Origin of the sequence: Lutimaribacter pacificus, assembly GCF_900142185.1 — a bacterium.
In the GTDB taxonomy this organism is placed as follows: Bacteria; Pseudomonadota; Alphaproteobacteria; order Rhodobacterales; family Rhodobacteraceae; genus Lutimaribacter; species Lutimaribacter pacificus.
In genome coordinates this window covers 1-15199 of sequence record NZ_FQZZ01000004.1, presented here as the reverse complement: position 1 = coordinate 15199, position 15199 = coordinate 1, and the positions used below count along the sequence as shown (strand labels likewise).

The window sequence follows — 15199 nt, the reverse complement described above, 5'->3', positions numbered from 1 at the left end:
ACCCGCTGAATGGCGGGGCCGGAAACGGCCCTGTCCTGTCCGAGACGGAGGGTTGGGCGCGAGCCCTGTAATTCCTTCCTGAGATGGGGATCGAGACAATTGACCGTCGGGTGTGAGCCCCTCGGGCGATCTGGCCTCGGGACCCTGAAACTGGACCCGAACGGCGGGGCGACCCGCCAAATATGAGCCGGGGGGCAACCCCCAAACTTGGAGTGAAACTGTGGATAGAGCCCAGAAAGAGAAAGTGGTCGACGAACTCGGCCAGATCTTCGAAAGCTCTGGCGTCGTGGTGGTAGCACACTACGCGGGGATCACGGTTGCCGAGATGCAGGACCTGCGCGCGCGTATGCGTGATGCGGGCGGGTCCGTGCGCGTTGCCAAGAACAGGCTCGCCAAGATCGCCCTTGAGGGGAAGCCATGCGCAAGCATTGCGGACTTTCTGTCGGGCATGACCGTTCTAGCCTATTCCGAGGACCCCGTGGCAGCAGCCAAGGTGGCCGAGGAATTCGCCAAGGAGAACAAGAAGTTCGAAATCCTTGGCGGTGCAATGGGCGAGAACGCTCTGGACCGGGCCGGTGTCGAAGCCGTGTCGAAAATGCCGTCGCGCGAGGAGCTTATCGCTTCGATCGTCGGCTGCATCGGCGCACCCGCTTCGAACATTGCCGGGGCCATTGGCGCACCTGCTTCGAACATCGCAAGCATCCTCTCGACCATCGAAGAGAAGGCCGAGGCGGCTTGAGCAACCCAGAACCCCGCGTCGTGGCGATTGCCTGACGTTGGAACACATCTAGATAGACGGAAACAGTAAAATGGCTGATCTGAAAAAACTCGCAGAAGAGATCGTTGGTCTGACGCTTCTCGAAGCACAGGAACTGAAAACCATCCTCAAGGATGAATACGGCATCGAGCCCGCCGCTGGCGGCGCCGTGATGATGGCTGGCCCGGCGGCTGGCGGTGACGCAGGCGCGGCTGCCGAAGAGCAGACCGAGTTCGACGTCATCCTGAAGTCGGCAGGCGCATCCAAGATCAACGTGATCAAGGAAGTGCGCGGCATCACCGGCCTGGGCCTGAAAGAAGCCAAGGACCTGGTCGAAGCCGGCGGCAAAGCCGTCAAGGAAGGCGTCGACAAGGCCGAAGCCGAAGACATCAAAGCCAAGCTGGAAGCAGCTGGCGCCGAAGTCGAGCTGAAGTAATCAGCGCCGGGGCGACCCGGAGACTTTTGAATGGGCTGGGTCCGGGCAAATCCCGGGCCCAGCCGAACCTGTCTTGGCAAGGGCCCCCGGAACGGGGGTGTTTTCCAAGGTGCGGTTCGCCGGATCGGGAGGGCGTTGGTGGGACAACGCCCGGGAATTGATCCAGAACCCCCTGTTTCGGATGGGCGCATGGCCGGAGCCCGACGGCCGTGTCGTCTGATGAGAAACGAAAGGTGACCAGACATATGGCTCAGACCTTCCTTGGCCAGAAACGTTTGCGCAAGTATTTCGGCAAAATCCGCGAAGTGCTGGAGATGCCGAACCTTATCGAGGTTCAGAAATCCTCGTATGATCTTTTCCTGAATTCCGGCGACCAGCCCCAGCCCACCGATGGCGAGGGTCTGATGGGCGTGTTCCAGTCGGTCTTTCCGATCAAGGACTTCAACGAAACCAGCGTGCTCGAATTCGTGAAGTACGAGCTGGAAAAGCCGAAATACGACGTCGAGGAATGCCAGCAGCGCGACATGACCTATTCCGCACCGCTCAAGGTGACGCTGCGCCTGATCGTGTTCGACGTGGACGAGGACACCGGCGCCAAGTCGGTGAAGGACATCAAGGAACAGGACGTGTTCATGGGCGACATGCCCCTGATGACGCCCAACGGCACCTTCATCGTCAACGGCACCGAGCGGGTGATCGTTTCCCAGATGCACCGCTCGCCGGGCGTGTTCTTCGACCATGATAAGGGCAAGACCCACAGCTCGGGCAAGCTGCTGTTCGCCTGCCGCATCATTCCCTATCGCGGCTCGTGGCTGGATTTCGAATTCGACGCCAAGGATATCGTCTTTTCCCGCATCGACCGCCGCCGCAAGCTGCCGGTGACGACCCTGCTCTATGCCCTCGGGCTGGACCAGGAAGACATCATGCAGGCCTATTACGACGAGGTCACCTATACGCTGGAGAAGGGCAAGGGCTGGGCCACCAAGTTCTTCCCCGACCGCGTGCGCGGCACGCGCCCGCCGTTCGACCTGGTGGATGCCGCCACCGGCGAGGTGATCGCCGAGGCCGGCAAGAAGATCACCCCGCGCGCGGTCAAGCAGATCAAGGATGACGGCAAGGTTACCGACCTTCTGGTGCCGTTCGAGCATATCGTCGGCAAGTTCGTGGCCCGCGACATCATCAATGAGGACACCGGCGCGATCTATGTCGAGGCCGGTGACGAGCTGACCGTCGAATACGACAAGGACGGCGCGATGATCGGCGGTTCGGTCAAGGAACTGATCGACGCCGGGGTCACCGAGGTTCCGGTGCTCGACATCGACAACGTCAATGTCGGCCCGTACATGCGCAACACCATGGCGCAGGACAAGAACATGAACCGCGAAAGCGCACTCATGGATATCTATCGCGTCATGCGTCCGGGCGAGCCGCCGACCGTCGAGGCCGCCGAGGCGCTGTTCGACACGCTGTTCTTCGACGGCGAGCGGTATGACCTGTCTGCCGTGGGCCGGGTGAAGATGAACATGCGCCTTGCGCTGGACAAACCCGACACCCAGCGCACGCTGGACCGCGAGGATATCGTGGCCTGCATCAAGGCGCTGGTGGAACTGCGCGACGGCAAGGGCGAGATCGACGATATCGACCATCTGGGCAACCGCCGGGTGCGCTCGGTCGGCGAGCTGATGGAGAACCAGTATCGCGTCGGCCTTCTGCGCATGGAGCGCGCGATCAAGGAACGCATGTCCTCGGTCGAGATCGACACGGTGATGCCGCAGGACCTGATCAACGCGAAACCGGCCGCGGCCGCGGTGCGCGAATTCTTCGGCTCGTCGCAGCTGTCGCAGTTCATGGACCAGACCAACCCGCTGTCGGAAGTGACGCACAAACGCCGCCTGTCGGCGCTTGGCCCGGGCGGCCTGACGCGTGAGCGCGCGGGCTTCGAGGTGCGCGACGTGCACCCGACCCACTATGGCCGGATGTGCCCGATCGAAACGCCGGAAGGCCCGAATATCGGCCTGATCAACAGCCTTGCGACCTTTGCGCGGGTGAACAAGTACGGCTTTATCGAAACGCCCTACCGCGTCGTCAAGGAAGGGCAGGTGACGGATGAAGTGCATTACATGTCCGCCACCGAGGAAATGCGCCACACCATCGCGCAGGCGAACGCCACGCTCGATAACAAGGGCAAGTTCGTCAACGAGATGGTCAACACCCGCCAGTCGGGCGACTACACGCTTGCGCCGAACGAAAGCGTCGATCTGATCGACGTGTCGCCCAAGCAGCTGGTGTCGGTTGCGGCCTCGCTTATTCCGTTCCTGGAAAACGACGACGCCAACCGCGCGCTGATGGGGTCGAACATGCAGCGTCAGGCGGTTCCGCTTTTGCGGGCCGAGGCGCCGCTGGTCGGCACCGGCATCGAGGCCAAGGTGGCCGTCGACTCGGGCGCCGCGCACCAGGCGCGCCGTACCGGGATCGTCGACCAGGTCGATGCCAGCCGGATCGTGATCCGGGCGACCGAAGACCTGGAACTGGGCGATGCGGGCGTCGACATCTACCGTATGCGCAAGTTCCAGCGGTCGAACCAGAACACCTGTATCAACCAGCGTCCGCTGGTGAAGGTGGGCGACACGGTCCAGAAGGGCGAGGTGATCGCCGACGGTCCGTCGACCGACCTGGGCGAACTGGCGCTCGGCAAGAACGTGGTTGTCGCATTCATGCCGTGGAACGGCTACAACTACGAGGACTCGATCCTGATCTCGGAGCGCATCGTCCGTGACGACGTGTTCACCTCGATCCATATCGAGGAATTCGAGGTCGCCGCCCGCGACACCAAGCTGGGCCCGGAAGAGATCACCCGCGACATCCCCAACGTGGGCGAAGAAGCGCTGCGCAACCTCGACGAGGCCGGCATCGTCTATATCGGTGCCGACGTAGAGCCGGGCGACATCCTGGTGGGCAAGATCACGCCCAAGGGCGAAAGCCCGATGACGCCGGAAGAAAAGCTGCTGCGCGCCATCTTCGGCGAAAAGGCAAGCGACGTGCGCGACACCTCGCTGCGGGTGAAGCCGGGCGATTACGGCACCGTGGTCGAGGTTCGTGTCTTCAACCGCCACGGCGTGGAAAAGGACGAACGCGCGCTGCAGATCGAGCGTGAGGAAGTCGAACGCCTGGCCCGTGACCGCGACGACGAGATGGCGATCCTGGATCGCAACATCTATGCGCGCCTGAAGTCGATGATCCTGGGCAAGGTCGCCGTGAAGGGGCCGAAGGGCGTCAAGGCGAACTCGGACATCACCGAGGAGCTGCTGGACAGCCTGACCCGCGGCCAGTGGTGGCAGCTGGCGCTCAAGGAAGAGGCCGACGCGCAGATCGTCGAAGCCCTGCACGAGCAGTACGAGGCGCAGAAACGCGCGCTCGATGCTCGGTTCGAGGACAAGGTCGAAAAGGTCCGTCGTGGCGACGACCTGCCGCCGGGCGTGATGAAGATGGTCAAAGTCTTCGTCGCGGTGAAGCGCAAGCTGCAGCCGGGCGACAAGATGGCCGGCCGTCACGGCAACAAGGGTGTGGTGTCCAAGGTCGTCCCGATCGAGGACATGCCCTTCCTGTCGGACGGCACCCCGGTCGATATCTGCCTCAACCCGCTGGGCGTGCCCAGCCGGATGAACGTCGGCCAGATCCTGGAAACCCACATGGGCTGGGCCGCGCGCGGCCTGGGGATCAGGATCGACGACGCACTGCAGGATTATCGCCGCTCCGGCGACCTGACCCCGGTGCGCGAGGCGATGCGCCTGGCCTATGGCGAGGATGTCTATGAAGAGGGCATCAGCGACATGGACGAGGGGATGCTGATCGAGGCGGCCACCAACGTGACCCGCGGCGTGCCGATCGCCACGCCCGTCTTCGACGGCGCCAAGGAAGGCGACGTGAACGACGCGCTGCGCCGTGCCGGTTTCGACGAAAGCGGCCAGTCGGTCCTGTTCGACGGCCGCACCGGCGAGCAGTTCGCCCGCCCGGTCACCGTCGGCGTCAAGTACCTGCTGAAACTGCATCACCTGGTGGACGACAAGATCCACGCGCGGTCTACCGGCCCGTACAGCCTTGTGACCCAGCAGCCGCTGGGCGGTAAGGCGCAGTTCGGTGGCCAGCGTTTCGGTGAGATGGAGGTCTGGGCGCTTGAGGCATACGGCGCCGCCTACACGCTGCAGGAAATGCTGACGGTCAAGTCGGACGACGTGGCAGGCCGGACCAAGGTCTATGAAAGCATCGTCAAGGGCGAGGACAATTTCGAAGCGGGCGTTCCCGAGAGCTTTAACGTGCTCGTCAAGGAAGTTCGCGGCCTCGGCCTGAACATGGAACTCCTGGATGCGGAGGAAGACGAGTGACGGGGCAACGCCCCGTCCTCATCCCCCTTCGCCCTCTGTCAAGGAATTGAAAATGAACCAGGAACTGACGAACAACCCGTTCAACCCGCTGACCCCGCCCAAGGTGTTCGACGAGATCCGCGTTTCGCTGGCATCGCCCGAGCGTATCCTGTCGTGGTCCTATGGCGAGATCAAGAAGCCGGAAACCATCAACTACCGCACGTTCAAGCCCGAGCGTGACGGCCTGTTCTGCGCGCGTATCTTTGGCCCGATCAAGGATTACGAATGCCTGTGCGGCAAATACAAGCGCATGAAATATCGCGGCGTCGTCTGCGAGAAATGCGGCGTCGAGGTGACGCTGCAAAAGGTCCGCCGCGAGCGTATGGGCCATATCGAACTGGCCGCGCCGGTGGCGCATATCTGGTTCCTCAAGTCGCTGCCCAGCCGCATCGGCCTGATGCTGGACATGACGCTGCGCGATCTTGAGCGTATCCTGTATTTCGAAAACTACGTGGTGATCGAACCCGGCCTGACCGACCTGCAATACGGTCAGCTGATGACCGAAGAGGAATTCCTCGACGCGCAGGACGCCTATGGCATGGACGCCTTCACCGCCAATATCGGCGCCGAGGCGATCCGCGAGATGCTGGCCAATATCGACCTCGAAGCCGAGGCCGAGCAGCTGCGCGCGGACCTGGCCGAAGCCACCGGCGAGCTGAAGCCCAAGAAGATCATCAAGCGCCTGAAGGTCGTGGAAAGCTTCCTGGAATCCGGCAATCGCCCGGAATGGATGATCATGACCGTGATCCCGGTCATTCCGCCCGAACTGCGCCCGCTGGTGCCGCTGGACGGTGGCCGCTTTGCGACCTCGGACCTGAACGACCTGTATCGCCGGGTGATCAACCGGAACAACCGCCTGAAGCGCCTGATCGAGCTGCGCGCGCCCGATATCATCGTGCGCAACGAAAAGCGGATGCTGCAGGAAGCGGTCGATGCGCTGTTCGACAACGGCCGCCGCGGCCGCGTGATCACCGGCGCCAACAAGCGCCCGCTGAAATCGCTGTCGGACATGCTGAAAGGCAAGCAGGGCCGGTTCCGCCAGAACCTGCTGGGCAAGCGCGTCGACTTTTCCGGCCGTTCGGTCATCGTGACCGGCCCGGAGCTGAAGCTGCACCAGTGCGGGTTGCCCAAGAAGATGGCGCTGGAACTGTTCAAGCCGTTCATCTACTCGCGGCTTGAAGCCAAGGGCCTGTCGAGCACCGTCAAGCAGGCCAAGAAACTGGTCGAGAAAGAGCGCCCCGAGGTCTGGGATATCCTGGACGAGGTGATCCGCGAGCATCCGGTTCTTCTGAACCGTGCGCCGACGCTGCACCGCCTGGGCATCCAGGCGTTCGAGCCTACGCTGATCGAAGGCAAGGCGATCCAGCTTCACCCGCTGGTCTGTTCGGCCTTCAACGCCGACTTCGACGGCGACCAGATGGCCGTGCACGTGCCGCTTTCGCTGGAAGCGCAGCTTGAGGCGCGCGTTCTGATGATGTCCACGAACAACGTGCTGTCGCCCGCCAACGGCGCGCCGATCATCGTGCCGTCGCAGGACATGATCCTTGGTCTCTACTACACCACCATCGAACGCGAGGGCATGAAGGGCGAGGGCATGACCTTTGCCTCGATCGAAGAGGTCGAACATGCGCTGAACGCGGGCGAGGTGCAGTTGCACGCCAGGATCCAGTGCCGGATCAAGCAGATCGACGAGGAAGGCAACGAGGTCTGGAAACGGTACGAAACCACGCCGGGCCGCGTGCGGCTGGGCGCGCTTCTGCCGCTGAACGCCAAGGCGCCGTTCGAACTGGTGAACCGCCTGCTGCGCAAGAAAGAGGTGCAGCAGACCATCGACACCGTCTACCGCTATTGCGGGCAGAAGGAGTCGGTCATCTTCTGCGACCAGATCATGGGGATGGGTTTCCGCGAGGCGTTCCGCGCCGGCATCTCGTTCGGCAAGGACGACATGGTGATCCCCGACAACAAGTGGAGCATCGTGGACGAGACCCGCGAGCAGGTGAAGGACTTTGAACAGCAGTACATGGACGGCCTGATCACCCAGGGCGAAAAGTACAACAAGGTCGTGGACGCCTGGTCGAAATGCAACGACAAGGTCACCGATGCGATGATGTCGACCATCTCGTCCGAGCAGCGCGACGAAAACGGCGCCGTGCAGGAGCCGAACTCGGTCTACATGATGGCCCACTCGGGCGCGCGGGGCTCGGTCACGCAGATGAAGCAGCTGGGCGGTATGCGCGGCCTGATGGCCAAGCCCAACGGCGACATCATCGAGACGCCGATCATCTCGAACTTCAAGGAAGGCCTGACCGTGCTGGAGTATTTCAACTCCACCCACGGGGCCCGAAAGGGTCTGTCGGACACCGCTCTCAAGACCGCGAACTCGGGTTACCTGACCCGTCGTCTGGTCGACGTTGCGCAGGATTGCATCGTGCGCGAGCATGACTGCGGCACCGACAATTCGATCACGGCAGAGCCGGCGATCAACGACGGTGAGGTTGTGGCGTCGCTGGGCGAGCGTATCCTGGGCCGTGTCGCGGCCGAGGATATCGTGCACCCCGGCACCAACGAGGTGATCGTGCCCGTCGGCACGCTGATCGACGAACGTCTGGCCGACGCGGTGGAAGAGGCTGCGCTGCCGTCGGTGCGCATCCGGTCGCCGCTGACCTGCGAAAGCGAGGATGGCGTCTGCGCCATGTGCTATGGCCGTGACCTGGCACGCGGCACGATGGTGAACACCGGCGAGGCCGTGGGCATCATCGCGGCGCAGTCGATCGGCGAACCCGGCACTCAGCTGACGATGCGGACCTTCCACATCGGCGGCGTGGCGCAGGGTGGCCAGCAGTCGTTCCTCGAGGCAAGCCAGGAGGGTGTGATCGAATACGAGAACGCGCAGACCCTGGAAAACGCCTCGGGCGAGATCCTGGTGATGGGCCGCAACATGAAGCTGGTCATCAAGGACGAAAACGGCCAGGAACGCGCCAGCCACAAGGTCGGCTATGGCTCCAAGCTGTTCGTCAAGGAGGGTGAAAAGATCGCCCGCGGCGCCAAGCTGTTCGAATGGGACCCCTACACCCTGCCGATCCTTGCCGAAAAGGCCGGCACGGCCCGGTTCGTCGACCTTGTCAGCGGCATTGCCGTGCGCGAGGACACCGACGACGCCACCGGCATGACGCAGAAGATCGTCATGGACTGGCGCGCGGCGCCCAAGGGCAACGAGCTGAAGCCGGAAATCATCCTTGTGGGTGAAGATGGCGAGCCCGTGCGCAACGAGGCCGGCAACCCGGTGACCTACCCGATGTCGGTGGATGCGATCCTGTCGGTCGAGGACGGTCAGAAGGTGCAGGCCGGCGACGTGGTGGCGCGTATCCCGCGCGAAGGCGCCAAGACCAAGGACATCACCGGGGGTCTTCCCCGCGTGGCGGAACTGTTCGAGGCCCGTCGTCCGAAGGATCACGCGATCATCGCGGAAATCGACGGGTACGTGCGCTTTGGCAAGGACTACAAGAACAAGCGCCGCATCACCATCGAACCCGCCGACGACAGCCTGGCGCCGGTCGAATACATGGTGCCCAAGGGCAAGCACATTCCGGTTCAGGAAGGCGACTATGTCCAGAAGGGCGACTATATCATGGACGGCAACCCCGCGCCGCATGACATCCTGTCCATCATGGGTGTCGAGGCGCTGGCCAACTACATGATCGACGAGGTCCAGGACGTCTATCGCCTGCAGGGCGTGAAGATCAACGACAAGCATGTCGAGGTGATCGTGCGCCAGATGCTGCAGAAGTGGGAAATCTCGGACAGCGGCGATACCACGCTGCTGAAGGGCGAACATGTCGACAAGCAGGAACTGGACGCGGCCAATGCCAAGGCCGAGGCCAAGGGCGGCCGCCCGGCATCGGGCGAACCGATCCTGCTGGGTATCACCAAGGCGTCGCTGCAGACCCGCAGCTTCATCTCGGCGGCATCGTTCCAGGAAACCACCCGCGTGCTGACCGAAGCCTCGGTTCAGGGCAAGGTGGACAAGCTGGTGGGCCTGAAAGAGAACGTGATCGTGGGCCGGCTGATCCCGGCGGGCACCGGCGGGGCAACCCAGCGCGTGCGCCAGATCGCGCAGACCCGCGACAACAAGGTGATCGACGCCCGCCGCGAAGAGGCCGAAGCCGCTGCCGCCCTGGCCGCGCCCGAGGCCGACGACATGGTGGGGGGCGACGATTTCGATACGCTGATCGAAACGCCCGAAAGCCGCGAGTGATCGCCTGACGGCATATGATACGGAAAGGCCCCGCCATCGTGCGGGGCCTTTTCCTTGGCGGGCAGGCTTTCCTTTCGCGGCGATCCGGTGTTTCGTCGGGGCAACGCGATCCATGGGACAGGACGGATGACCGCCGCCGCATTTACCGACAATTTCAAGGGTGCGCTTCTGATGATGGCGAGCATGGCCGCCTTCACCCTGAACGACACGTTCGTCAAGGCGCTTTCGGGCGAGCTGCCGCTGTTCCAGCTTCTGTTCCTGCGGGGCATCCTGACGACGGCCCTTGTGGGGCTGCTGGCCTGGCGGCTGGGGGCGTTGTCGCGCCGCATCCCGCGCCGCGACTGGCAACTGGTCGGGCTGCGGCTGGTGGCGGAAATCGGCGCGGCCTATTTCTTTCTGACCGCGTTGTTCAACATGCCGCTGGCCAATGTGACGGCGATCCTGCAATCGCTGCCGCTGGTGGTGACGCTGAGCGCGGCACTGCTGTTTTCCGAACCGCTGGGCTGGCGCCGGCTGAGCGCGATCCTGATCGGGCTGTGCGGTGTCCTGCTGATCGTGCGGCCGGGCACCGAGGGGTTCACGCTCTATTCCGTTTACGCGCTGATCGCGGTCGGTTTCGTGACGATGCGTGATCTGTGCACCCGCCGGCTCAGCCCCGAAACGCCCTCGATGCTGGTGACGTTCCTGACCTCGGGTGCGGTCATGGTGTTCTTTGGCCTTGGCAGCGTGGTGGACAGCTGGGTGCCGCTGGACGGCGGCGCGGCGCTCAAGATCGTCGGGGCCTCGGTGATGGTGTTCGGCGGCTATCTGTTCTCGATCATGGTGATGCGGGTGGGCGAGATATCCTTTGTGACGCCGTTCCGATACACCGGGCTGATCTGGGCGCTGGTGCTGGGCTGGGCGGTTTTCGGCGACTGGCCCGCGCCGGTCACGATGATGGGCGCGGCGATCGTAGTGGGCAGCGGCATCTTCATGCTTTACCGCGAACGCCAGCTTTCCCGCGGCGGCAAGACGGTCGGCGCATGAGCGTTCCGGTGCAGGTTCTGGGGTTGTGCCGGTGGAGCTACCCCTCGGCCCCCGGCGCGTTCCGGCGCGAGAGCATGGGCGGGCCCGACGCGATCCGCGCCGCGCTCTACGACCCGATGCGCATGGCGCTGCGGCTGTTCTTCCTGGAACATGTGGTGCTGCCGCCGCTGCGCGCGCAGACCGACCCGGATTTTACCGTCGTGATGCTGATGGGGGACCAACTGCCCGGCGAGGTGCGCGCCCGGATCGAGGCGCTGATCGCCGACATACCGCAGATCGTGCCGGTCTACGCCCCCGAGGGCCGCCCCCACCAGGAGATATGCCGCGAGGTGATGCTGGCCCACCGCGATCCCTCGGTCCGGGCGGTGGCGGAGATCCGGTTCGACGACGACGATGCCGCCGCGGTGGATATCGTGGCGCGCACGCGCGACGTCTTTACCCGCACCAAGGCGCTGTTCCGGTCGGGCGGAAAGCTGGCGCTGGATTTCAACCGCGGCTTCATCCTGCGGGCCGAGCCCGAAGGCGTGCAGTTCCAGCCGGTGACCACGCGTTACTGGACGCCGGGGCTGGTGCTGTACCAGCGTCCGCAAAGCGACCGGAGCCTGCTGGATTTCAACCATGCCCAGCTGTGGAAGCGGATTCCGACGATCACCTTTCCCAAGGTGCCGATGTATTTGCGGGGCGCCCATGGCGGCAATGACAGCAGCGTATCGGCGAACCCCCACAACGCCGAGGAGGCCTGGCAGCGGGCCGACACGCTGGCCGATACCCTGCACGACCGGTTCGGCATCGGGCATGACACGCTGAACGCCGCGTGGCTGAAATTGCTGCACGGCGACTGATCCGGCAATGTGCCGCCGGGTGTTGTTGACAACCCCTGCGACTCCCCCTATACGCCCGTCATCCGGTGCGGGGTCGCCCCCTATGCCGATATCAGAACTGTAGTGGACACGATCCGGGCTAATGCTGCTCCGATCCTCTGGAAACCCACCGCGTCGTTCACCTCGGAATGGGAACGATGGCGGTTTTTTCGCTTTGTGGACGCACAAGGCGGTTTGAAACGGAAACCGTGCGGGGATGCCCGCGCAGACACATGTGTTGATAGACGGGGAAAGAGACCCAATGCCAACGATCCAGCAGCTGATCCGCAAGCCGCGGCAGCCCAAAGTCAAACGTTCGAAGTCGATGCACCTTGAGCAGTGCCCGCAGAAACGCGGCGTCTGCACGCGCGTCTACACCACGACGCCGAAAAAGCCGAACTCGGCCATGCGGAAGGTGGCCAAGGTGCGCCTGACCAACGGCTACGAGGTCATCAGCTACATCCCCGGCGAAAGCCACAACCTTCAGGAGCACTCGGTGGTCCTGATCCGTGGCGGCCGTGTGAAAGACCTTCCCGGTGTGCGCTATCACATCCTGCGCGGTGTTCTGGATACCCAGGGCGTCAAGGATCGTAAGCAGCGCCGCTCGAAATACGGCGCCAAGCGTCCGAAGTAAGAGGATTACAGAATGTCCCGTCGTCACGCCGCTGAAAAACGCGAAATCCTGCCCGACGCCAAGTATGGCGACCGGGTGCTGACCAAGTTCATGAACAACCTGATGCTCGACGGTAAGAAATCCGTCGCCGAGCGTATCGTCTACGGTGCCCTCGACCGCGTCGAGCAAAAGATCAAGCGCGCCCCCGTCGAGGTGTTCCACGAGGCGCTCGACAACATCAAGCCGTCGGTCGAGGTCCGCTCGCGCCGGGTTGGTGGTGCCACCTACCAGGTGCCGGTCGAGGTTCGCCCCGAACGCCGCGAGGCCCTGGCCATCCGCTGGCTGATCTCGGCGTCGCGCTCGCGCAACGAAAACACGATGGAAGAACGCCTTGCCGGCGAGCTGCTCGACGCGGTTCAGTCGCGCGGGTCTGCCGTGAAAAAGCGCGAAGACACGCACAAGATGGCCGACGCCAACAAGGCGTTCAGCCACTACCGCTGGTAATTCAGACCGTAAGGATCAGGCCAAATGGCACGCGAATATCCCCTCGAACGCTACCGCAACTTCGGCATCATGGCGCATATCGACGCCGGCAAGACGACGATGACCGAACGGATTCTGTTCTACACGGGTAAGAACCACAAGATCGGCGAAACCCATGACGGCGCCTCCACCATGGACTGGATGGAGCAGGAAGCCGAACGTGGAATCACCATCACCTCGGCCGCGACCACGACCTTCTGGCAGCGCCAGGAAGATCCGACGCCCGAGGGCACGTCCGACACCAAGACCCGGTTCAACATCATCGACACCCCCGGACACGTCGACTTCACCATCGAGGTGGAGCGTTCGCTGGCCGTGCTCGACGGTGCGGTGGCGCTGCTCGACGGGAATGCCGGCGTGGAGCCGCAGACCGAAACCGTCTGGCGCCAGGCCGACCGCTACCAGGTTCCGCGCCTCGTCTTCGTCAACAAGATGGACAAGATCGGCGCCGATTTCTTCAACTGCGTGCGCATGGTCAAGGACCGCACCGGCGGCACCCCGATGCCGATCGCGCTGCCGATCGGGGCCGAGGACACGCTGGAAGGCATCGTCGACCTGATCAAGATGGAAGAATGGGTCTGGGTCGGTGAAGACCTCGGCGCATCCTGGGAGCGCCGCCCGGTCCGCGACGACCTGCAGGATCTGGCGCAGGAATGGCGTGACAAGATGATCGAGCTTGCCGTCGAAATGGACGACGACGCGATGGAAGCGTACCTGGAAGGCGAAGAGCCCGACGAGGCGACGCTGCGCAAGCTGATCCGCAAGGGCACGCTGTCGCTGTCCTTCTTCCCGATGCTGGCCGGGTCCGCGTTCAAGAACAAGGGTGTGCAGCCGCTGCTGAACGCCGTGGTCGACTTCCTGCCGAGCCCGCTCGACGTTCCGACGCTGATGGGCTTCTCGCCGGACGACGAGAACGAAGAGCGTAACATCCCGCGCAAGGCCGCCGACGAGGAACCCTTCTCGGCGCTGGCCTTCAAGATCATGAACGACCCGTTCGTCGGCTCCCTGACCTTCACCCGGATCTATTCCGGCGTGATCAAGAAGGGCGACAGCATGCTGAACTCGACCAAGGGCAAGCGCGAGCGTGTCGGCCGGATGATGCTGATGCACGCGATCGAACGTCAGGAGATCGAAGAGGCGTTCGCCGGCGACATCATCGCGCTGGCCGGCCTGAAAGACACCACGACGGGCGACACGCTGTGCGATCCGGCGAAACCGGTGGTCCTGGAAACCATGACCTTCCCCGATCCGGTGATCGAGATCGCGGTCGAGCCCAAGACCAAGGGCGACCAGGAAAAGATGTCGGCCGGTCTGGCCCGCCTGGCGGCCGAAGACCCGTCCTTCCGCGTCGAAACCGACCTCGAGTCCGGCCAGACGATCATGAAGGGTATGGGCGAACTGCACCTCGACATCCTGGTGGACCGCCTGAAGCGCGAGTTCAAGGTCGAGGCGAATATCGGTGCGCCGCAGGTGGCCTATCGTGAAACCATCGGCCACGAGATCGAGCACACCTACACCCACAAGAAACAGTCGGGTGGTTCGGGTCAGTACGCCGAGGTCAAGCTGGTCATCACCCCGACCGAGCCGGGCGAAGGCTATTCCTTCGAGTCGCGCATCGTCGGCGGTGCCGTGCCCAAGGAATACATCCCGGGCGTCGAAAAGGGCATCCAGTCGGTGATGGACAGCGGTCCGCTTGCGGGCTTCCCCGTGATCGACTTCAAGGTCGCGCTGATCGACGGTAAGTTCCACGATGTCGACTCCAGCGTTCTGGCCTTCGAGATCGCGGCCCGCATGTGCATGCGTGAAGGCCTGAGAAAGGCCGGCGCAAAGCTGCTGGAGCCGATGATGAAGGTCGAGGTGATCACGCCGGAGGAATATACCGGCAACATCATCGGCGATCTTACCTCCCGCCGCGGGCAGGTGTCGGGGCAGGAAGCGCGCGGCAACGCCGTTGCGATCAACGCCTTCGTGCCGCTGGCCAACATGTTCGGCTACATCAACACGCTGCGCTCGATGTCCTCGGGCCGCGCGCAGTTCACGATGCAGTTCGACCATTACAACCCGGTTCCGCAGAACATCTCGGACGAGATCCAGGCGAAATACGCATAACGGGATGCCGGGCGTGATGCCCGGCCTACCCACCCACCGTAGGCCGGGTCTTTCCCCGGCTCCCGACAAGACAAGGAGGCCATCATGGCAAAGGAAAAGTTTGAACGCAGCAAACCGCACGTGAACATCGGCACGATCGGTCACGTTGACCACGGCAAGACGACGCTGACGGCGGCGAT

At 63.4% G+C, this 15199-nt stretch carries 10 protein-coding genes; all 10 read left to right on the top strand.

The window, feature by feature from the left end:
• The first annotated feature begins 220 nt into the window (after nt 1–220).
• Nucleotides 221–739 (top strand): 50S ribosomal protein L10, encoded by a 519-nt coding sequence (gene rplJ, locus F3H87_RS11495; protein WP_149788581.1) that lies wholly within the window; start codon nt 221–223, stop codon nt 737–739.
• 70 nt (nt 740–809) lie between these two features.
• On the top strand, nt 810–1193 hold the full coding sequence (gene rplL, locus F3H87_RS11490; RefSeq protein WP_149788582.1) for a 50S ribosomal protein L7/L12: 384 nt from the start codon (nt 810–812) through the stop codon (nt 1191–1193).
• Between the two features lie 245 nt (nt 1194–1438).
• Complete coding sequence (gene rpoB / locus F3H87_RS11485) at nt 1439–5575, top strand: DNA-directed RNA polymerase subunit beta (RefSeq protein WP_149788583.1); 4137 nt, start codon at nt 1439–1441, stop codon at nt 5573–5575.
• A 52-nt stretch (nt 5576–5627) separates the two neighbouring features.
• On the top strand, nt 5628–9869 hold the full coding sequence (gene rpoC, locus F3H87_RS11480; protein WP_149788584.1) for a DNA-directed RNA polymerase subunit beta': 4242 nt from the start codon (nt 5628–5630) through the stop codon (nt 9867–9869).
• Nucleotides 9870–9995: 126 nt separating this feature from the next.
• Nucleotides 9996–10895: a DMT family transporter gene (locus F3H87_RS11475; protein WP_149788585.1), complete on the top strand. Its 900-nt coding sequence runs from the start codon at nt 9996–9998 to the stop codon at nt 10893–10895.
• Entirely contained in the window at nt 10892–11737 is an 846-nt protein-coding gene (locus F3H87_RS11470) for a glycosyltransferase (protein WP_149788586.1), read from the top strand. Before F3H87_RS11475 ends, F3H87_RS11470 begins: the two co-directional genes overlap by 4 nt.
• 280 nt (nt 11738–12017) lie before the next feature.
• A complete protein-coding gene (gene rpsL / locus F3H87_RS11465; RefSeq protein ID WP_005980675.1) occupies nt 12018–12389 on the top strand; it encodes a 30S ribosomal protein S12 in 372 nt (123 codons plus the stop codon).
• Between the two features lie 12 nt (nt 12390–12401).
• Nucleotides 12402–12872 (top strand): 30S ribosomal protein S7, encoded by a 471-nt coding sequence (gene rpsG / locus F3H87_RS11460; RefSeq protein ID WP_149788587.1) that lies wholly within the window; start codon nt 12402–12404, stop codon nt 12870–12872.
• Nucleotides 12873–12896: 24 nt separating this feature from the next.
• Complete coding sequence (fusA, locus tag F3H87_RS11455; protein ID WP_149788588.1) at nt 12897–15020, top strand: elongation factor G; 2124 nt, start codon at nt 12897–12899, stop codon at nt 15018–15020.
• An 84-nt stretch (nt 15021–15104) separates the two neighbouring features.
• Nucleotides 15105–15199, top strand: a 95-nt coding sequence (locus F3H87_RS11450; protein WP_002583150.1) for a GTP-binding protein, incomplete at its 3' end; no start/stop codon positions are given.

What these genes read in the sequence shown, in the direction of transcription:
- rpsL (WP_005980675.1), top strand. Translation starts at nt 12,018, where the DNA reads ATGCCAACGATCCAGCAGCTGATCCGCAAGCCGCGGCAGCCCAAAGTC.
- rpsG (WP_149788587.1), top strand. Translation starts at nt 12,402, where the DNA reads ATGTCCCGTCGTCACGCCGCTGAAAAACGCGAAATCCTGCCCGACGCC.
- F3H87_RS11470 (WP_149788586.1), top strand. Translation starts at nt 10,892, where the DNA reads ATGAGCGTTCCGGTGCAGGTTCTGGGGTTGTGCCGGTGGAGCTACCCC.
- rpoB (WP_149788583.1), top strand. Translation starts at nt 1,439, where the DNA reads ATGGCTCAGACCTTCCTTGGCCAGAAACGTTTGCGCAAGTATTTCGGC.
- fusA (WP_149788588.1), top strand. Translation starts at nt 12,897, where the DNA reads ATGGCACGCGAATATCCCCTCGAACGCTACCGCAACTTCGGCATCATG.
- rpoC (WP_149788584.1), top strand. Translation starts at nt 5,628, where the DNA reads ATGAACCAGGAACTGACGAACAACCCGTTCAACCCGCTGACCCCGCCC.
- rplL (WP_149788582.1), top strand. Translation starts at nt 810, where the DNA reads ATGGCTGATCTGAAAAAACTCGCAGAAGAGATCGTTGGTCTGACGCTT.
- F3H87_RS11475 (WP_149788585.1), top strand. Translation starts at nt 9,996, where the DNA reads ATGACCGCCGCCGCATTTACCGACAATTTCAAGGGTGCGCTTCTGATG.